The organism is Enterococcus sp. HMSC061C05, from assembly GCF_001814765.1.
GTDB lineage: Bacteria > Bacillota > Bacilli > Lactobacillales > Enterococcaceae > Enterococcus_B > Enterococcus_B lactis.
On sequence record NZ_KV817733.1, the window covers coordinates 194,511 to 214,868 of the forward strand.

Annotated in this window: 19 protein-coding genes and 1 other RNA gene; 6 read left to right on the top strand and 14 right to left on the bottom strand. The window is 36.8% G+C overall.

Going from position 1 to position 20,358, the window contains the following annotated elements; translation table 11 throughout:
- Positions 1-82: 82 nt before the first annotated feature.
- The 3 genes from HMPREF2988_RS04875 (at position 83) to HMPREF2988_RS04885 (ending at position 3,600) form a co-directional block, all read left to right on the top strand.
- On the top strand, positions 83-2,203 hold the full coding sequence (locus HMPREF2988_RS04875; protein WP_002338864.1) for an LTA synthase family protein: 2,121 nt from the start codon (positions 83-85) through the stop codon (positions 2,201-2,203).
- A 172-nt stretch (positions 2,204-2,375) separates the two neighbouring features.
- Complete coding sequence (locus tag HMPREF2988_RS04880) at positions 2,376-3,101, top strand: FtsX-like permease family protein (protein ID WP_070770093.1); 726 nt, start codon at positions 2,376-2,378, stop codon at positions 3,099-3,101.
- Positions 3,091-3,600, top strand: a complete 510-nt coding sequence (locus HMPREF2988_RS04885) for a hypothetical protein (protein WP_070770094.1) — start codon at positions 3,091-3,093, stop codon at positions 3,598-3,600. Before HMPREF2988_RS04880 ends, HMPREF2988_RS04885 begins: the two co-directional genes overlap by 11 nt.
- 73 nt (positions 3,601-3,673) lie before the next feature.
- Here HMPREF2988_RS04885 and HMPREF2988_RS04890 read toward each other — a convergent pair whose 3' ends face one another.
- From HMPREF2988_RS04890 to HMPREF2988_RS04900, 3 genes are read right to left on the bottom strand one after another with little or no spacing between them, the layout of a single operon-like run.
- On the bottom strand, positions 3,674-5,122 hold the full coding sequence (locus HMPREF2988_RS04890; protein ID WP_070770095.1) for a sensor histidine kinase: 1,449 nt from the start codon (positions 5,120-5,122) through the stop codon (positions 3,674-3,676).
- Positions 5,122-5,838 (bottom strand): response regulator transcription factor, encoded by a 717-nt coding sequence (locus HMPREF2988_RS04895; protein ID WP_002290404.1) that lies wholly within the window; start codon positions 5,836-5,838, stop codon positions 5,122-5,124. Before HMPREF2988_RS04895 ends, HMPREF2988_RS04890 begins: the two co-directional genes overlap by 1 nt.
- Positions 5,819-6,169: an SdpI family protein gene (locus tag HMPREF2988_RS04900; RefSeq protein WP_002308810.1), complete on the bottom strand. Its 351-nt coding sequence runs from the start codon at positions 6,167-6,169 to the stop codon at positions 5,819-5,821. Before HMPREF2988_RS04900 ends, HMPREF2988_RS04895 begins: the two co-directional genes overlap by 20 nt.
- A gap of 143 nt (positions 6,170-6,312) precedes the next feature.
- Here HMPREF2988_RS04900 and HMPREF2988_RS04905 point away from each other — a divergent pair, with 143 nt between their 5' ends.
- The 3 genes from HMPREF2988_RS04905 to HMPREF2988_RS04915 all read left to right on the top strand — a co-directional run bounded on the left by HMPREF2988_RS04905 (position 6,313) and on the right by HMPREF2988_RS04915 (position 9,040).
- Positions 6,313-7,086, top strand: coding sequence for a Cof-type HAD-IIB family hydrolase (locus HMPREF2988_RS04905; protein ID WP_070770096.1), 774 nt, complete (start codon positions 6,313-6,315; stop codon positions 7,084-7,086).
- Between the two features lie 170 nt (positions 7,087-7,256).
- Positions 7,257-7,623: a transfer-messenger RNA gene (gene ssrA, locus HMPREF2988_RS04910) on the top strand.
- 880 nt (positions 7,624-8,503) lie between these two features.
- A complete protein-coding gene (locus tag HMPREF2988_RS04915) occupies positions 8,504-9,040 on the top strand; it encodes a VanZ family protein (RefSeq protein WP_083314600.1) in 537 nt (178 codons plus the stop codon).
- 411 nt (positions 9,041-9,451) lie between these two features.
- On the opposite strand, the gene HMPREF2988_RS04920 is transcribed toward HMPREF2988_RS04915, so the two are convergent.
- From HMPREF2988_RS04920 to HMPREF2988_RS04970, 11 genes are all read right to left on the bottom strand, one after another.
- On the bottom strand, positions 9,452-9,712 hold the full coding sequence (locus HMPREF2988_RS04920) for a hypothetical protein (protein ID WP_002289617.1): 261 nt from the start codon (positions 9,710-9,712) through the stop codon (positions 9,452-9,454).
- A gap of 185 nt (positions 9,713-9,897) precedes the next feature.
- Entirely contained in the window at positions 9,898-10,395 is a 498-nt protein-coding gene (locus HMPREF2988_RS04925) for a GAF domain-containing protein (protein ID WP_070770098.1), read from the bottom strand.
- A gap of 129 nt (positions 10,396-10,524) precedes the next feature.
- Positions 10,525-11,235 (bottom strand): acetolactate decarboxylase, encoded by a 711-nt coding sequence (gene budA, locus HMPREF2988_RS04930; protein ID WP_070770099.1) that lies wholly within the window; start codon positions 11,233-11,235, stop codon positions 10,525-10,527.
- A 12-nt stretch (positions 11,236-11,247) separates the two neighbouring features.
- Positions 11,248-12,912 carry an acetolactate synthase AlsS gene (alsS, locus tag HMPREF2988_RS04935; protein WP_070770100.1) on the bottom strand — a complete coding sequence of 555 codons (1,665 nt, stop codon included), beginning with the start codon at positions 12,910-12,912 and terminating at the stop codon, positions 11,248-11,250.
- A gap of 205 nt (positions 12,913-13,117) precedes the next feature.
- Entirely contained in the window at positions 13,118-13,780 is a 663-nt protein-coding gene (locus HMPREF2988_RS04940; protein ID WP_070770101.1) for a DUF624 domain-containing protein, read from the bottom strand.
- 9 nt (positions 13,781-13,789) lie between these two features.
- A complete protein-coding gene (locus tag HMPREF2988_RS04945) occupies positions 13,790-14,605 on the bottom strand; it encodes a carbohydrate ABC transporter permease (protein ID WP_047936897.1) in 816 nt (271 codons plus the stop codon).
- A 64-nt stretch (positions 14,606-14,669) separates the two neighbouring features.
- A complete protein-coding gene (locus tag HMPREF2988_RS04950; RefSeq protein WP_070770102.1) occupies positions 14,670-15,566 on the bottom strand; it encodes a carbohydrate ABC transporter permease in 897 nt (298 codons plus the stop codon).
- A gap of 52 nt (positions 15,567-15,618) precedes the next feature.
- Positions 15,619-16,878 carry an ABC transporter substrate-binding protein gene (locus HMPREF2988_RS04955; protein ID WP_070770113.1) on the bottom strand — a complete coding sequence of 420 codons (1,260 nt, stop codon included), beginning with the start codon at positions 16,876-16,878 and terminating at the stop codon, positions 15,619-15,621.
- 30 nt (positions 16,879-16,908) lie between these two features.
- Complete coding sequence (locus HMPREF2988_RS04960) at positions 16,909-18,060, bottom strand: glycoside hydrolase family 88 protein (protein WP_070770103.1); 1,152 nt, start codon at positions 18,058-18,060, stop codon at positions 16,909-16,911.
- Positions 18,050-19,894 carry a DUF2264 domain-containing protein gene (locus HMPREF2988_RS04965; protein WP_083314601.1) on the bottom strand — a complete coding sequence of 615 codons (1,845 nt, stop codon included), beginning with the start codon at positions 19,892-19,894 and terminating at the stop codon, positions 18,050-18,052. The genes HMPREF2988_RS04960 and HMPREF2988_RS04965 overlap by 11 nt, the downstream gene beginning before the upstream one ends.
- Complete coding sequence (locus tag HMPREF2988_RS04970; protein ID WP_070704101.1) at positions 19,887-20,282, bottom strand: hypothetical protein; 396 nt, start codon at positions 20,280-20,282, stop codon at positions 19,887-19,889. The genes HMPREF2988_RS04965 and HMPREF2988_RS04970 overlap by 8 nt, the downstream gene beginning before the upstream one ends.
- Positions 20,283-20,358: the final 76 nt, after the last annotated feature.

Consider the following 20,358-nt stretch of genomic DNA (forward strand, 5'->3'; position numbering starts at 1 on the left):
TAAAATAAATGAGAATAAGTGAGCTGTGTAACATGGTTTCATGACACTTCTGTGATTAAGAAGTGCAGAAAGGAAGATTATCTTGAAATATATAAAAACACCTGCCTTTTTGAATAAGAGGCTCGGATTTTTTTCTTTACTAGTCGTTTTACTTTGGTTGAAAACGATTTTTGCCTATTTGGTCGATTTCCATCTCGGAATTGAAAGTGGCATTCAATACTTTATCTTGTTTATCAATCCTATTGCAACTACACTGTTATTACTTGGAATTGCTCTTTATATCAGACGCCCTAGAGTTGCTTATATCACGATGATGGTCATTTATTTTCTTTTGACATTGCTTGTTTTTTCGAATGTCACTTATTATCGAGAATTCACGGACTTCATTACGATCAACACGATTTTAGGTGCTGGGAAAGTAGCAAGTGGTCTGGGAGAAAGTGCCATTCGACTGTTTCGCCCATATGACGTGATCTATTGGATCGATTTCATTATCTTGACTGTTCTACTGATCGCCAAAAAAATCAAGTTGGACCCTCGTCCGATTCGAGCAAGAATGGCTTTTGCGATCTCTACATTAGCCGTTATGATTTTCTCAGGAAATCTTTTTATGGCGGAAGCTGATCGTCCAGAATTATTGACTCGTACATTCTCTCGGGATTATTTGGTCAAATATCTTGGCTTGAATGCTTTCATGGTTTACGACGGCGTTCAAACTTACCAGACAAACCAAGTGCGGGCAGAAGCAAGCCCCAATGATATGAAAGAAGTAGAAAATTATGTAAAAGAACATTACGCAGCACCAAATGATGATTTGTTTGGACTCGCTAAAGGAAAAAATGTGATTTATATCCATTTAGAAAGCTTCCAACAATTCTTGATCGATTATAAATTGACAGATGAGAATGGTGTCCAACATGAAGTTACACCTTTCATCAATAGTCTTTACCACAGCAATAGCACGTTCAGTTTTGACAACTTTTTCCATCAAGTAAAAGCAGGAAAAACAAGTGATGCGGAAACGCTGATGGAAAATTCATTGTTTGGCTTGAATCAAGGCTCCTTGTTCACACAATTAGGCGGAAAAAATACTTTCCAAGCTGCACCTGATATTTTAAGTCAAACAGAAGGCTACACGAGTGCCGTGTTCCATGGGAACGCCGGCACATTCTGGAATCGAAACGAGACCTATAAGAATTTAGGATATGATTATTTCTTCGATTCTTCTTATTATGACGTTAATGATGACAATTCGTTCCAATACGGTTTGCATGATAAACCATTTTTCCAACAATCTGTACAATACTTGGAACGTCTGCAACAACCATTTTATTCAAAATTCATTGCTGTATCTAACCATTATCCTTATTCGAAATTCACCAATGACGAAGCTGGATTCCCGTTAGCCAATACAAACGATGAGACGATTAACGGTTACTTCGCGACAGCCAATTATTTAGACACTGCCGTACAAGAATTCTTCAACTATTTGAAAGAAAGCGGCTTGTATGATAATTCAGTTATCGTTCTTTACGGTGACCATTATGGTGTCTCGAATTCTAGAAATAAAAATCTAGCTGAACTAGTTGGAAAAACAAGTTCTACTTGGACAAATTATGACAATGCACAAATGCAGCGTGTCCCTTATATGATCCATATTCCTGGACAAACACAAGGCGGGATCAATCACACTTATGGCGGCCAAGTTGATGCTTTGCCTACACTGCTCCATTTACTAGGTGTAGATACAAAAAATTATATTCAGTTAGGACAAGATCTATTCTCGAAAGATCATGAACAGCTTGTTTCTTTCCGTGATGGCGATTTTGTTACTCCAAAATATACTTACTACGGTGGTACCATCTACAGTAACGAAACTGGTGAAGCCATTACTGAACCTACTGAGGAAGTACAGAATGAAATTGATTCACTCAAAGAAAAAGTTGATAAACAGTTAGCTGTTTCTGATCAAATCAATAACGGTGATCTTCTTCGGTTCTATACGAACAGTGGGTTAGACCCAATTGATACCAGTGATTATGACTACAAGAATGGCTTAGAAAAATTAAAAGAAGCTGAAAAATCTCTTGGTGACAAATCAACTAGTGTCTTTAGTCAACACAACGGACAATCAACTGTTGATCTTTATAAAACACAAACGTATCAAGAACTTCACGGAACGACCACAAGTTCTTCCGAATGATAAAACAAATCTGAAAGGAGCTGCGACAAACATCTTGTCGCAGCTCCTTTTTTCACAACCTCTTGCAAAAAGCAAGAGGTTTTCTGGTTTTGGTTTTAATTCGTGATTTTACTAAAGGAATTTCATACTTTATTCATATTCATTTTTTATACTTTTTATAGAGGTGAAAAGTATGAAAATGATCCGCTATGCTACTGCTCGATTAATTTATTACAAAAAGCAGACAATACTCTATTGTTTATTTTCAAGCTTTTCTGCTTTTTTATTGATAGCATGCCTGACTCTCTACCATTTGCAATCGGCTTTAGCGAATCAAGTCCAAGATCGGCTTTCATTTATTGGTGCTTCTGCATCTACGGAGCTTCTTCCGGCTTTAGAATTAGCTAGCCGATTTTATCTAAAAGGCATATTCAGTTTATTTTTTCTGTTTGCCTTCTTTTTTATCTTTTTCTTTTACTATTCACTCAGGCAAAACCAGCAAGAATTGATGAATTGGCGCCTGACTGGTCTTTCTAAAGCCAAACTGTTCCTTTTTATTTTTTGGCAGCTGTTCTTTCCTCTCTTTCTTTGTTGTATCTTGGTTTTATTGTGGATCGTCAGCTTCCAGTCGGTTTATGAAACACTGCTTCAAAGGATCAATTTTCTTGTCTTAAAGACTGCTGAGCTGCCAGATATCCGTGATATCTTGACTTCAGTAAGCGGACTTACGATTCCGATGGATCAGCAGACTTTCTTTACTATCGATTTTCAAAATGATCTGTTTTTCACAGATATCCTTAGAGGCTTTGCCCAAACACTTGTTGGACTTAGCGGGTGCTGTCTGATTCTCAGCCTATTCCCATTCACTTTTTTTATCCATCACTTGCAAAGCAGGAGGTCTAAACGTAATGAAACCTGAATATTTGATTAACGCTGACCATTTGACCGTTATCTTGTGTCCCCTCGAAAAACAGGATAAGATATTGGAACATTTAAAAAGAGAAGTTCTAGTTGCTAATCTGGAAAATTTCGCCATCGTTCAAAAAGATTGGCCAATGTTTCCTTACCTAAAGCTCAAAGACCATGTGCTGTTAGATTTACCAGAAAAGGGAATCAAACAAGATCGTTTAGCCTATCAAGAAAAACTTGATATCTCTTCTTCGTTACTTAATTGTGCGGCGACTGAGCTTACGCCTTTTGAGAAAGTAAAGCTTCAATTGCTTCATGCGTTGCTTTCCAAACGAAACAATATTGTTATTGAAGATACATTTGATGAACTTAGCATATTGGAGATCCAAGAACTGCTCCACTTGCTTTCTTATTTAGCTCATGAAGAAAATCAAGGTATCTTACTCTTTACGCATGACGCTACTATTGCCCAGAGTCCTTACATTGATCGTTTAGAGCCTGCGGGTTAAATCAGTCCTTTTATTATAAGAAAACAAGCGATATAGAAGATCGATTCATGATCTTTTATATCACTTGTTTTTTTTACTCTTCTTTGATTTCTACGTCAGGCAAACGGACGGTGAATTTCGTTCCTTTTCCTAGTTCACTTTTTACGTCTAATTTACCTTTATGCAATCTTACAAGCTGTTGCACGATTGGTAATCCTAATCCTGATTCACCATATTTTGTATTTTTTCTTGAAGGATCTACTTTATAATAGCGATCCCAGATACTTTTCATTTGTTGCTCAGACATTCCAATTCCCGTATCTTCGATCGTAATGATCGTTTCAAGATAACCTTTTTCCAGAGTGACTGTGATTTGGCCGTTTTCAGTAAATTGTATCGCGTTTTGAATAATATTGACCATGATTTGGACAAAACGGTCATAATCCGCGTAAACATCGATATCATCATCGGCTTTCAGTGTCAACGTATCCCCTGCTGCCTCTGCTTTAGCTTCTAACTGGGCAACAATATTCCTCAATGTTTCTGTACCATTGAATTTTTTAATGACCATACTGATTTGATTCGTACGGATTTTTTCATAATCCAAATTTTCATTCACTAAACGGATCAGACGCTCTGTTTCATTCTTCATCAATTTAATCGCGTTTTCTCGCTGATTCTCAGGGATCGCATTGTATTCCAACCCTTCCAGAAGACCGTTGATCGTTGTAAGAGGTGTTCTCATCTCATGGGAAGCATCGGCCATGAATTGTCTTCGACGATTCTCCTGTTCTTCGATTTCTGCTTGAGATTCTTTCAGTGAATTCGTCATTTTATTGAAATCATCTGCTAACTCATCAAATTCATCTTTATCATGTACGGGAAGCTGTACATCAAAATTACCATTCGTCACTTCTTTCGTCGCATTCCTTAAACGATTGATCCGCTTGACTTGGAATGCTGCAAAAGCATAACTAGCAATGACCGCCACAATACTGGAAAAAATGAAACCTTTGAACAGATTCAGTGTAATTGGACGAACACTGTTATCGATATTCCGCGCGGGTTGACTAACTACTAAAGCTCCGTAAAATTCATTATCTAAATAAAATGGAATCAGTGCATAAGAGGTTGCTTGCTTCTGCCCCAAGATATTTTTATCTGATGTAAACTTTTCTTGACGACTGTTTCTTAGATTTTCCCATTGATCACTTGTCAGAGAAAAGTCTAGCATCGCTGTATCAATAGGATAAATGATTCGTTCATTTTTATCGATGAATATAAAATTCACATTTTGTTCTGTCAGTACTTGCTCCGTCAACAGCAATGCATTTTGAAATGCCAGATCTTGATTAGGTTGTGACATTCTGTTTGCATATGTTTGCGTTGTCTTTTCAACTGATTCAGCATATCCAAACAGTTGCTGATAATTGTTTTCTTCAATCGTCTGTTTTGTCAGTTGCGTAAAAGAAACTCCGACGATCAATAAGATCAACGCGACCATTCCGCAAAAAGCTAAGAGTTGCTGATACAAATAACGCATTAGGCAACACCAGAATCATCAAATTTGTAGCCGACTCCCCAAACAGTTTGGATAACTTGTGGTCCGACCTTTTCAATTTTTTGACGCAATTTCTTGATATGGGCATCTACTGTCCGTTCATCACCAAAATACTGGTAATCCCAGACTAGTTCAAGCAACTGTTCCCGAGAAAATACTTGTCGTGGTTTTTTTGCTAAAGTAAACAATAGATCGAATTCTTTAGGCGTCAAGCCTTCGATGGGCCGATTGTCCAGATATGCTTCTCGTGTTTTCGTATTCATCTTGAAATGACTGGTCTCAATATCAAAATGGTCATCTGAAACCGCTGCTTCTTCTCTTGCTTCTGCCAACTCGCTACGGCGATGTAAAGCTTTCATTCGAGCAATAAGCGTCAGCGGACTGAAAGGTTTTGTCACATAATCATCTGCCCCCATCTCTAAGCCGATCACCTGATCACTTTCAGAATCTCTAGCTGTCAGCATGATAATCGGCACTGTGCTTGAAACTTTGCGGATCTCTCTTCCTACTAGCATGCCGTCCATTGTAGGCAAATTCAAGTCCAATGTAATCATGTCCCAGTGTTGGGGGTTTTCTAAAAAGGCGTCGAGCCCTTCTTTTCCATCATATTTGAAGGTTGCTTCCCAACCTTCATTTAAGAAAAACATCTGCATCATTTCAGAAACAGATTGATTATCTTCAATCATTAAAATATTCATTATCGTTCCCTCCAGTTTCCAGGTCATATCTCTGTAATTTTTTTTCTGTCATAATAAAAATGGGCATAATTGGAAATACCAATAATAGCATTTCGATCAAAAAATAATTCGTATGTCCAGATATCTTTAAATAATAACCGATCAATGTCATCAGTAAGCCCATAAGGAAAAACCAGTTCCCGCTTGTCTTTTGTGCTAGTCGCCAATGAGCGTCTGTTTTTGCGGCAAGAGGCGAATGGTACCCATAAAAAGGCAGGTTTCCTTTTGAGGGCAGAATCCGAAAAAGACTGCCAATTATTAAGAATAAGATACCAATACTGAAAAAAATCATTCTTTCCCTCCTAAATTCTCTTCTTATAGTATACTCTATATTGTTGACTGAACCAATATGTTCAGGAATTCTTCACGAAAGGTTTGTCTTTTGTTCATTCTTTGTTAAGATAAACTTATTCCAATAAAAAAGGAGTTTTATTTGTGTCAAATTATCGTGCAATCACTTTCTTTGATCTTGATGGAACATTACTAGATGCGAAGTCAAAAATCACACCCGAAGTGGCAAAAGCTATGAACGCATTAAAAGAAAACAACGTTCTTCCCGTCATCGCCACAGGACGTACAGAAGCAGAAATCCACTCGATCATGGAAGATGCGGGCATTACTTCTGCAGTCACCATGAACGGTTCTTTCATTCGAGTAAACGGTGAAGAAATCTACTCTCAGACATTTTCTTCAGAAGAATGTCAAAAAATGTATGATCATGTACAGTTGAATGGGCACGAACTTTCTTACTATAACGACCAGAAAATCTGGTGTACCGGTCATAGCCAAACAATGATTGATGCTTATGACTTTATCCATTCAGATGTGCCGAAAATAGATCCTCTAGGCTTTAAAGACAATACAGTAAATATGTTACTTATCTTATCTCAATCGGGTGACGAATACTATCATGAACATTTTCCTGAGCTAACTTTTTATCGGAATGGTCCTTACTCGATTGATACAGTGAAGAAAGGAATCTCAAAAGGCGCAGGTGTCAAACGACTGAAAAAAGAACTTCAATTAGAAGAAGTTCCTACTTTTGGATTTGGCGATGGTCCGAATGATTTTGCCTTGTTGGAAGCTTGCGACAACAAAATCGCTATGGGCAATGCCTATGATGGATTAAAAGAGCTTTCTACTTTCATCACAAAGAAAAATACAGAAGGCGGGATTGTCCACGCATTGAAGCATTTTGATCTGATTTAAGGATATTTTTTCGAAACTGGACCCTTTCTTAAAAAATCACTTATTTTTTCTTAAGAAAGGGACAGTTTTTATATAAATAATGGGGTATCATCCGCTTTTTTATTGAATTTATCCCAAGATGTGCTATACTGATTTTGTATGAAAAATACACGTAACCCTTGTTAGCTAACGGGGACGTTACGGATTCGACAGGCACAGTCGAGCTTGAATTGCGTTTCGTAGGTTACGTCTACGTAAAAACGTTACAGTTAAATATAACTGCTAAAAACGAAAACAACTCTTACGCTTTAGCTGCCTAAAAACAGTTAGCGTAGATCCTCTCGGCATCGCCCATGTGCTCGAGTAAGGGTCCTAACTTTAGTGGGATACGTTTCAACTTTCCGTCTGTAAGTTGAAAAAGAGAATATCAGACTAGCGATACAGAATGCCTGTCACTCGGCAAGCTGTAAAGCGAAACCTCAAATGAGTTGACTATGAACGTAGATTTTTAAGTGGCGATGTGTTTGGACGCGGGTTCGACTCCCGCCGTCTCCATATATGTATGGTTGAGACTAATAGATACTGTAAAAAACGTTGATAAATCAACGTTTTTTTATTTTGGCTTAAAATAAATTTGAATTTTTTGCTTTTTATTTAACAATTAGAATTTCGCGTATATTGTCACACTTAGTTTTTCTTTGTCAACAGTCTTTCCTTCAATAATTTTCTTTATAGATTTATCCGTTTTAACTTTATTAGTTCCTATAAAAAAATACCAATCAGAAATTACCATAAATAATGAGTATCTATCTAGAAAACATTAGAAATAACCAGTAAAATGAACGGCCAATTGTACTTTTACTGGTCATTTATAGAATTTTTTTAAGGAGATAGAATATTATTAATACGTGACACTTCCATTTATGTCAAATGTTTTGGTCCGCTCATTACTTTCAAATTGAAGAAAATACGTGCCAGAAGTTAATGAACTTGTGAAAGTACCGTTGCTAGTTCCAGAAAAATTCCTAGAAGAAACTATAGTTGAGCCTATCAGATTCTGCCGTGCAATAGCAACATTCAACACAGTAGATGCTCCAGCACTCCGTCTAGTTAGATTATGCCTAACAGTATACGAACGTGTAGTTGAAGTAGACCACTGTTGACAGATCTCCATGACCAAATACCAGTCCCACTATATGTCATAGCGGTAGCAGCGTTTACAACTGTTGCAGAAAAAAAACTTAGTATTAAAAATGCGAGCGATAGTTTTTTTCATATATTTTTCATAGTATAGCTCCTTTATGTTTTTTTGTTATAATAATAGAAACAAATTTGAAAGGAGAATTCTACTATTAATAGCATAAAAATTAAAATAAAATTGTTATTTTTAAATGTTTCATTACTATGTTTATCGTTTTTGTTTTCCAGATGGTTTTACATGAAATATCTTTATTTTTACTCACTCTCTATTTTTCCTCCTAGTGGAGATGTTGATTTTTGGATTCCATTTATCCAAATAATAATTATTACTTTTTTTCTCTATATTTTTTTACTAAGTTTTTTTACAAAGAAAATTTATAAGGAAGTAATCATTGGATTTTATATTCTTTATTTTTTAGTATTAATTTATCTGCTCTTTTTAAAAAGCATTGGAATAAGAGGACTAGAATCCAATCCTTTATCATTTCTTTCTGATTTTATCAATGGGGATGCGATAATCGTGATGCTGAATATAATCATGTTTATACCATTAGGCTGGATACTATCATTAAATAAAAAACATCTAGGCATAGTGGTTTTGGGTATCTGGTTAATTGAAATAGCACAATATGTTTTTCATTTAGGAATATTTGATGTAGGGGATATTATTGCAAATGCTGCTGGTTTCGTTGTGGGCACTATAATAATGGAATCTTTATTCAATAAATTTTCATTTGAAATTACGTCTTTTAGTTTAAATAAAAAAATAAGATAAAAATAGAAACATATACTGGAAGCTAGAACAAGTACTTGAGGATATGACAAAAACTTTTTTAATGATTATGTTTGTTATTTAAAAATAATGTCTACAATTAAATAAAGTGAAATTAGAGAAGCTATAATCATTATACTTTATTTGTTATTAAATTTTGGCAACTAAAAGGACTTTAGAGATACCTTGTATATAATCTAAAAGAAGCGAAGGAGAATTTCTGACAGTGAAGCAAACGAAACTAGTTTTTATATACTGAACTAGATTCAGGTTGCATAGAGAATCAATTAAAGAAAATTTACAATTATTGTGCCACTTAAAAAGAAAAGAGACATATAAAAAACAACGCCAACTAAATAAAGTGCCTTCAAAAGCTTGGACTCCTCGCTTTTGAAGGCACTTTATTTAAAATCTTTATGAAACTAAAGTATGTTCATATTTATTGCTGTAATTATATAGATATTCTGTCGTTTCCAACTCATAAACGTGAGTGTATTTTGCCACTACTTTTCCGCATTTTTCTAATATTTCATTGCGATCGACGTCATGATATTCGTCTACGCAGATCACAACACAATTTTCTAATTTACTGATTACTTCTCCAACCACTTTTTGTTTCAAGCCAATAGGTTGGCAAATATATTTTTTTCCTAAAATGATAGTTTCGTTATTCATATTTCATCCATCCTTAATGTGTTTTTCATTATTTAAAATGATAATACCATTAAAATATGATTATGAAAACCAATAACACTTGTGATTTTATAAAAAAATAAAAAAACCGAAAAACAGATATGCCCACTGTCTTTCCGGCTCTTTTTATTTTTGATTTCTCTTCTTTTTTGTTTCAATAGTCAATTTTAGTTATTAATAAATGAAAAAGCATTTATATTAAAATTTGCTAATAAAAGATCTACATATTTTTCTAGAAATGCTTGATCGATTTCATCATACCCTTTCGTTACTCCGCAATCGATATCTAAAACACCGATTAAATGACCTTCTTTTACCATTGGTACAACGATTTCTGATTGTGCGGCTGAATCACAGGAAATATAATTTTCATGTTTTTTGACATCGTCAACGATCAATGTCGCTTGTTTTTCAGCTGACTCTCCACAAACTCCTTTTCCCAACTTGATACGTGTGCAGGAAACTCGGCCTTGGAACGGTCCTAAAATCAATTCATTGCCATCAAATAAGTAGTATCCTGCAAAGACGGTCTCAGGTAAAGTTTCATTCAGCAATGCAGATGAATTTGCTAAATTTGCTAACCAGTTATCTTCTGCTTCTAATAATCCTTGTTGCTGTAATAATAGAATTTCGTATGCATCTTTTTTCTGTTTTTCTGTCCACATGATAAAAACCGCTCCTTTTTGATCTATGGAGAAGATTATAGCTCAGTTTTTTGGTAAACGCTAGGTTTCCTCCTCAAAAAAACGAGATACGTCAGGTTGATCACCTTGAACGCATCTCGCTGTCTTTTTCTATTCTGCTTGTTGGATTTCTGCTGCTAAATCAGCATAATCAATCGTTTCATGAACAAAAGTCGGATCATCAACTGGAAAGTGCTGTACAAGGGACGAGATGCGGCTAATCTCAACTTTTCCTTCAGTTACTTCAAAATCCATTACATGTCCGCCAAATGTATGTGTATCATCGATAAAATGCAGATGAAATCCCGCTGCAGCAACTCCTTGGAATAATTCAGGCGTAAAGAACCCGACTAATGTTCCATGAATGTTGCTTTGATGGAATTCTGGTTGAGACTCTGAAATTTTTGCTAGTCTTCGATAAGGTTTTTCTTGTTTCGGCATGATACGGATATGCATGTTTTTGAATAATCCAGTTATCTTCACTGCTAAAAATAGATTTTCCCCATCTTCTTTTACTAAGATGTCTTTTTTCAATTGTTCTCCATCTGCAGATTCTGAAACAGAAAAACTAGTATCTGGCGTAAAATCTGTAATTGCTGCATAGGGGGTAAGTTCACTTCCATCTAATTGGACAACTGAGCCATCTGATCTTCCTTGATAAGCTACGCCATCTAAAAAGATAACTTCACCATCAAGTCCATGCAATGTTCCCAATCCCAGAGTTCCTTTTTCCAATATATGAGCAATCGTTTCTGTTCCATCCATCAAGCCGGCCATCAAAGCTCCTAATGTCCCGTGCTGGTATAAGATTTTTTTAGTCATGTCGACACTTCCTTAATAGAATTGATCTGGTAAGATTGTTTCTCCCAATTTCTCATTATCACGGTAATCGATCGGAATATCAATAATTACGGGTCCTTCTGTCGCAAATCCTTCTTCTAAAGCTTTTTCTAATTCCTCTACACTTGTAGCTCGGATTCCTTTAGCACCAAAAGCTTCTGCATATTTCACAAAATCAACTGGACCAAAGTCTACACCTGACGCCCGTTGATATTTCATTTTTTCTTGGAACTCTACCATATTGTAGCGTCCATCATTCCAAATCAAATGAACGATATTCAATTTTTTACGTACGGCCGTTTCTAAATCTTGGGCAGAGAATAAAAATCCGCCATCTCCGGAAACTGATACGATTTGTGTATTTGGACGTACCAGTGCAGCAGAAATTGCCCATGGTAATGCTACACCAAGCGTTTGCATACCATTACTGAATAACAGATGTCGGGGTTCATAACTTCTAAAGTGGCGTGCCATCCAAATATAATGACTCCCTACATCTACAGTAACGGTCATATCATCTGTTACTTTTGACTGAAGTGTGTTGATGACTTCTAAAGGATGCAAAATACCTGCTTCTCCTTTTGATTGGACAATATCCCGCTCCGTTAGTTTTGCTTGAAGAGAAGCTAAATATTCTTTCGCATCTTCTGACACTTGTTGAGGCTCTAATGAACCTGTCAATAAATCAAGAGTAGCTGAGATATCGCCAATCAACTCTCTTTCAGGCTGCATAAACGGATCAATTTCAGCTGGTGCTTCATCGATCACAATGATCCGCGCATCTTTTTCTGCGTTCCAGTTTCTTGCTTCGTATTCGATTGGATCATAACCAATTGCGATGACTAGGTCGCTTCGTTTCAAAAGCATATCGCCTGGTTGGTTTCTAAACAATCCCACACGACCAAAGAAATGCGCTTCTAATTCACGTGAGATCACTCCAGCTGCTTGGAATGTCTCTACAACAGGCAATGCTGTCTTTTCAACTAATTGTCGGATAGCTGATGTTTCTTTTTCGCTTGATCCCCGCATACCTACTAATAATACCGGTAGTTTTGCTTCCCTGATGCGTTCGGCTAAGTAACGGATATCATCTGCAGAAGCAGAACCTAATTTAGGATCACTCAATGGCTTGATGATATTACCTTCAACTGGCGCATCCACTACGTCTTGAGGAATACTGATAAAACTCGCTCCTTTTTTTGAGCTCTTAGCCATACGATAAGCATTGGCAATCACTTCTGAAATTGTTTCCGGATCTTGGATTTCTGCACTGTATTTTGTGATTGGCTGGAACAGCGCTGCATTATCCATGCTTTGATGGGTCAACTTCAATAGATCGCTTCGTTTTACTTGCCCGGCGATTGCTAAAACTGGGTCTCCTTCTGCTGTCGCTGTTACCAAACCTGTAGCTAAGTTACTAGCACCTGGACCACTTGTTGCGATAACAACCCCTGGTTCTCCTGTGATACGTCCGATTGCTTGTGCCATAAATGCAGCATTTTGTTCGTGACGAGTTACGATTAATTCAGGACCTTGATCCTCTAATTCATTAAATACACCATCGATTTTTGCGCCTGGTATACCAAATACATAATCAACGTGATGGTTAATCAAACTTTCTACTACAGATTTCGAACCTTGTTTCATTTTTTCGGCCATTGAACATCGTCCTTTTTATGCTTTATTTTTAATTATTAGTTAGAAATAATCACAAATAAGTGATACAGTTTCTAAACCTGTTTCATTCAGAAGTATAGCACGTTTTATTTCATTTGTTTAGCCATATGTTTCAAAAAATGAAAAAGAATGACAGATTTTACATAAAAAACTGTCATTCTTGGTTGAAAGTTTCAATTTATAAAGTCTACAGATCCATCGTTCTCATCAATTTACGATTGTTGAAGTAAATCAAACCAAATACGATAGAAGGACCTAGTAGAATACACCATTGGGGCTTTACGAAAAAGAAGAGAAACAAACTTGTCAATAGTAAAAAATCTAGTAAACTCACATACCATTTTTTCAACGTATAGTAGAACGCTATTCGTAGAACTTGATTTGGTTTTGACGCTGGATTTCTCACCTGAAAATACCAGCAGTTGATGCTAAAGGAAACTGATAAACAAGCAAGTAAAACAAACAACGGAATCAACCATTTTCCATAAGAAAAACGTATAAAAAAGAAACAATCAAAAATCGCTATCACACTAACTATCCAAGCAAATAGCCAATAAAAAAATCCCTTTAGCCAAAATCGGCGAAACGTCTTTATGAACAAACGTACTGATGAAAAACTTTTTTCTTTTGCTAATTCTTCTGTCATGCCTATCATCACGATGCAACCCGGACCAATAAAAAGCAAAGAAAAAATTAGGGAAAAGACATTCCTTCCATCTATTGACAAAAAGAACGCAGCTGCTATATACAAGATATTGACACACCAAAAACAAAGGCTACTTGCCAATGATTGATACAACCAATAAAAGAATTCCATATAAACATTTTTGTCAAAACGCTGCTCTTTCATAATCGCCTCCTATTCCTTCATTCCTGATGAAGCGATCCCTTCTACAAAATATTTTTGCATCGCTAAAAATATAAAAGCAACAGGAAGAACAGAAACAACTGAGGCAGCCATGATTAATGCGTACTCTGCATCAAATAGCCCAATAAACATTTTCAACCCTAACTGGATTGTTTTATTTTCCGTAGAAGACAAATAAATGAATGGCCCCATATAATCGTTCCATGTATTAACGAATGTGATGATCGTCAAACTGGCAATCGCCGGTTTTGTAAGGGGTAAAATGATCTTTCGATAGATTCCCCATTCTGATAAGCCATCGATCCGCGCGCTCTCACATAAAGAATCTGGGATACTACTGTAATATTGCTTCAACAAGAACACACCAAAAGCATTGAACGCTTGTAATAGCACCAATGACCACAACGTATCTGTTAAGCCCACTTTTCTCATCATGATGAACTGAGGGATCATATAAGACTGCCAAGGGACAGCAATTGTGCCGATATATGCTAAAAATAAAATATCGCGCCCTTTAAAATTCAGTTTAGAAAACCCGTAAGCAGCAAAACTAGAAGTAAACAACTGAATCAATGTGATCACAACGCTTAAAAAAGCTGTATTCTTAAAAAACGTCACTAAAGGAATACGAGACCAAATAACCAGATAGTTCTCTAAATGCCAAGTTTTAGGGATCCATTGAATCGGAATCGTGAACACTTCATTATTTGCTTTGAATGAAGCAGAAACCATCCATAAAAAAGGAATGATCGTCAATAAAGCTAGCCCTATTAGCAGAATCATACCCAACCATTGAATAAAGGTCATATCGTTTGAAAAAATTTTTGCTTTTTTCCTTTCATTTTGAACACTCTCTTCCATATCACACCTCCTAAGTACGACGCGTATTCCAAGAAAACTGAACAACCGTAACGCCCAAAACAATTACGAACAAAACAAGTGAAATAGCTGAAGCATAACCAAAATCAAATTTTTTGAATGCTTCATTGTAGATTTGGTAAACCAACACATTTGTCGCTCGACCAGGGCCACCATCCGTCATCACTTGCACCAGGTCAAACACCTTGAAACAATTGATGACAAGCATGATCGTTACAAAGAAAGTAGTTGGCCTCAACGAAGGTAATGTCACATTCAAAAATTGTTTCCATCGATTTGCTCCATCTAGTGAAGACGCTTCATACAATTCTTTTTGGATACTTTGTAGTCCTGCAAGGTATAGAATCATGTAATAACCCATCCCGCGCCAAATACTGACAATTACAATTGCCCAAAGCGCCCAATTTGAACTTGAAGTCCAACCTGGAGGATGTTCAATAAATCGCCTTAAAAAGATATTAATTGGTCCCATCGTTGGATGAAACAACATATTCCAAACAACAGCAATTGCTACTAAAGAAGTAACATACGGAAAGAAAAATATCGTACGAAAAAGCTTCATCCCTCTAATTTTCTGATTTAGTAGTAAAGCTAGCCCTAACGAACAAACAAGTGTGCCGGGCACTACAGCAGCGGTATATAAAAAAGTATTTTTCAAAGAAATCCAAAAGGTCTCATCGTTGGCCATTTTACGAAAGTTATCTAGTCCAGCAAATTCTGGCGTTGAAAAAGAATCCCATTTCATAAATGCTAGTACAAGCGAAAACAGGATCGGTATTAATGTAAAAACGAAAAAACCAATGAAATTCGGGGCGATAAACGAATAAGCGATCCACGTTCGTTTTCTACGCAAATGATTTGTAGCTTTCTTATTTATACTATTCTCCATTTCGATGACGAAACCAAGAGCGTTTGATCTCTTGGCTTCTCTCCTTTCATGATTATTCTTTTTCAGCAGCTACACGTTTCTCCATATTTGCCGTTCCTTTTTCCGGCGTTTCGTCTCCAACCAAAATCAAGTCATGTTCTTCTTGTAAAATCTTATCGATTGCAGGCCCATGCGTATCAATCGGAAATTCAAGTTTGATTTCATCAGGAGAAAAAGCTTTTTTAGAAATCTCATCCGTTGGCATTCCAGCGAGGTTAAAATAAAGCTGATCAATCTCATCTGTACGATATGAAGGAACTACTCCTACTCCTGCCAATACTTTTGCTCCTTCTTCACTAGCTGCAAATTCAATAAATTCTTGCGCTGCTTTTTGTTTCTTTGAGTTTTTATTGACAGCAAATGCTGTTGGCGAGCCAAACGTCGTGACCGATTCTCCTTTTTTCTTCTGAGGAATAGCTGTAATTCCCCATTCTACTTCTGTCTTATTTGCTTCTTTGTTCGCAAGTATGCCAGCCATATACCAAGTTCCCATGTACATCATTGCTGCTTTTTGTTCTTCAAATTGAGATTGATAGGTTACTTTCGTTGACTTAGCCGTGCCAAAATCCATTTGCGCGCCTTCTTTTTGCATCCTCAATGCTCGATCATAATAATCAGTCATAAATCGATAATCTGGTTCCACAAGATTCGCTTCGTTTTGAGCAGCTGCAATAGCTTGGATCGTCGAACGCCAGATATGTTGATATGCTCCATAAACTTGTCCGTCATTTTTACTAAGCTTTTTTGCTAAATCTTCGTATTCGTCCCAAGTTAGATTTTCTGGATATTGGATTCCTGCATCATCAAACATTTTCTTATTGTAATATAGTACCCAAAAGTCCGTTCGATAGGGCAATGCGTATGTTTTTCCATCGATATCATACATTTCATATGTTCCTTTAGCAGCATCAGTATCTAATTCTCTAATTCGTTCTGTTTGATCGACTAACTGATCTCGTAAAGCATAATTTGAATACGACAAAAGATTTTTCATCGTCAATACATCTGTCGTATCTCCAGAAGAAAGCATCGTAGTAAGTTTCGTGTCATAATCATCTGAAGCAATATCTACTGCTTTTACTTTGATTCCCGTTTTCTTTTCGAATGCTTCAAAGAGCGCTTTGAATTCAGGTGTTGTTTCATAATTCCATGTCGAAACGGTAATTTCATTTGCTGATTCTTCACTACTGCCTTCTTGATTACCACAAGCACCAAATACGAGTGACATTCCCAAAACTATTGATCCAATTATCATTTTTTTCCATCGCTTCATCATATATGAATCCTCCTCTTTTCTTATACATCACCAGTAACAGTACCATTTTTTAGCTAGACGAATGATCCCTTCTACATAAAAGTAATCGCCCCAGATCACACATTCATCTACACCTTTTAAGCTGTTTTTATCATAAACGGCATGGAGAAGCAGCCCGTTTGATCCATCTACTTGTTTCGTTGTATAGTTTTTTTGTAATTCTCCCAAGATTTTGACTGCCATCTCTTCGTAATCGAAATGACGATGATCTGAAACAGGCAGTTGTTTGGAAAGTTCTAACAATCCGCATGCAGCTATTGCTGCCGCAGAGCTATCTTTTTCCTCTTGACTACCTTCTTTGAATATTAGATCCCAATAACAAATCAAATCTTCAGGAAGCTCTTGTAGAAAATAATCAGCAAGTTGCGTGGCGGTCTCTAAAAAAGAACCGTCTCCCGTATACAAGTAACTTAATGTGAATCCATAGATCCCCCACGCTTGCCCGCGTGCCCAACAGGATTCATCTGAATAACCTTGTTGCGTACGACCATATTTAGGCACTCCAGTAACATCATCAAAGTAATACGTATGGTAAGTAGTAGCATTGTCTCTCACAATATACTTTTGAGTTTGTTTCGCATGATTGTAGGCAGCTGTTTTATAACTCTCATCTCCGGTAGCCTCAGTAGCAAAGTAAAGTAATGGCAGATTCATCAAACAGTCAATGATCATACGTCCACGCTGCTTTGGATCATCTAAGTCTCCCCAAGCTTGGATAATTTGAGATTTGGGAGAATACCGCTCCATCAATCGATCAGCTGCTTGTATCGCTATTTGTTTTGATGACTCGTTTTTATTCAATCGATAATCAGCAACAGCTGATAATTGATATAAAAATCCGATATCATGCGTATCCAAGGCTATATCTTTTTCTAAACGTTCTTTGAATGAAGCTAATTGACTTTCGATCGTTCGATCAAAATCTTTTGAGTTAGAAAGTTCTTTTGTTAAAAATAATATCCCCAACCAGAAACTAGCCGTCCAATCAGTGTTTTCTTCCGCTTCATATACATGATTGTTACTAGCTGCAGCAGGTACGAGAAATTTAAATTTTTCTTGATTTTCACGCACCTGTTTTTCAATAAAATCAATTTCTGAAACTAGCCAATCTAACTCAACTATATTTGTTCTATTGTCCATCGTTGTATTTTTCCTCCAACTTTACATTAATCCTTTGCCCTAGTTGCCCGATTTCTATATTTCTCCCAATAATTTCTACTGCAGGCTCTTCAAAAACCCGGTCTGGTAAAACACCGCTGATCACAGATATAAATACTTGTTTTCCGCTTTCAGCCACGCCTGTCAAATACGGTAATAGTGTTACCGGAAAATAGAGACTTGTATTAGGTTCAGGTCGGATAATCCCAGCTTTCTTGTATCCAATGATGTTCTTAATCCTCGAAGTACCAATGATCGATCGTGCTGTGGCACATTGTCCCGCTATACATCTATTTGTATTTTCCATTGGTACACTAAACCCGCCTTCATACACATACAGCAACCGTTCACTCCATATTTCGTGGATACGCAAATGCCCGTTTTCAAGCGGAACGATTGTACTTTTTATTGTCACATCTGACCAAGGACGCCATAAATGGACAACTCGGTCTAACTCGATTGAAAACATTTCATCTAATTCTTTTGTCCGAAAGTGACGGCCATCTTCAGACAACGCCAAACAACTATCATAAGCTCCTTCACCATATGATCCGTTGCTTTTTGGCACACTGAAACCAAAAAGCGTTGAATAGACAAATTTACTGTATTTCGCACTCCCATGATTTTGATTTTGAATGAACTGTCCCGCCGGAAAAGCTTGCACATGCTTTAATGTCTGATCATATTGATACATATTTTTACTAGAAGGCACTGCTTTTTTACGTACTTCTATTTTTAATCCGAGTGCTTCTGCTTGCCAATAAGGATGATCATCAGGGACTGCTAATAACAAAAACGTTTTGAATGCCCAATAAGGGGATCCTGGGCCATTATATCCTTCCGCAAAAACCATATTTTGATAATGATAACCAACTGACAGCAACCCATCAGTTGTCAGCATCTCTTGTTGATTCCAATATTTCAAATGTCGACTGATCAATCCTTTGATCTCGCCCCACGGCAATGCTTCGACATTAGCAAAAACTAACGCACTAAAAAACGACACTTGCGCAAAGCGATAAGTCAAACTACGCCCAAATGGAAGCCCTCTTCCTTCTTCATCAAACCAATATTTAAATGTCTGGGCAAACAAGCATGCCCTTTGCTTCATTCTTTTGACACGAGCCGGGTCTTCTTTTTCCATGAAGCGGCAATAGATCAAACTATAGTAGTGGATTGCAAAAGAAACATAGTAATCTACTTGTGTCTCGCCCCCGTCACAATACCACCCCTCTCCTTGATAAAAGCTTTCGATCGTTTCAAGATCCTTCTCCAACAAACTCTTTGAATAACTTCTTCCACAATTTTTCATCGCTAAATTGATCAGTACACGGAAGAAATGCCAATTATTTCTCGGTAAAGAAGATTCATTAACCTGCATTAGCCAATGATGAAGGTTTTTTTGTGCCTGCGGTTCTAATCGATCCCAGATATTTTCTTTATTCAGCAACAAGGATGTACTAAGAGAAGCCATCTCTACGATCAATTGATCAGAAGAATCGATTTCTCCCCAATAATCTGGACTTCTTGGGTCTACACCTTTCGTTATCCCTTCAAGATAAATATCTGTAAGAGGATGCGGCTTGTTTGTGATAAAAGGTCCTAATCCCCATAACGGTCTTAAGTATGCTTCGATTTGTCTACGATCTTCTGTATATACCGTTCCATGCGTTCCTAACTTCAAGCGCCCGGGTCGTTCCTCATAAAAGACGCTTAATGGCTCTAGCAAACCCAAAAACATTTCTTCAATATCTTCTTTTGATAAACAATCATTGAACCTTAAGCTAGTTTGTCTTGCTCTCTTTCTTTCATTCACTCTCGTTCTCCCTTTCAATCAGCTGTCCCTTTATAAAACCATAATATTCTCCATACACTTTAATCCGCTCTCCTACACGAAAACATTGATTCTGATCGTTGAATATCATAAAAACGTTTCCTTGGGTCCGCAATAAGAAGCGATCGCCATTTTCCACTTTGTTGCTTTTTCGATCTGATTTGATGATAGTCCCCTCTAAAGAGACTATTTCACGTAAAGGTACTTCATCGTTTTGCCATTCTTGTTCAGAAACGCTTCGAGCATTTTCTTTTAACTTTTCCTCTTGTTTTTTACTAAAATTATTTATTTGCTCACGATTATCATTCGTATATCCTATTGCTAAAAATAGACTACAAATAACGATAACCGCAGCTACTATCCCTTTCAATTTTATCCCACCCCTCTTTTTTGTTAGCGCTTCCTTAAGAAGATAGTACTTTTTTACTCAGGAAAAATCAATAGTT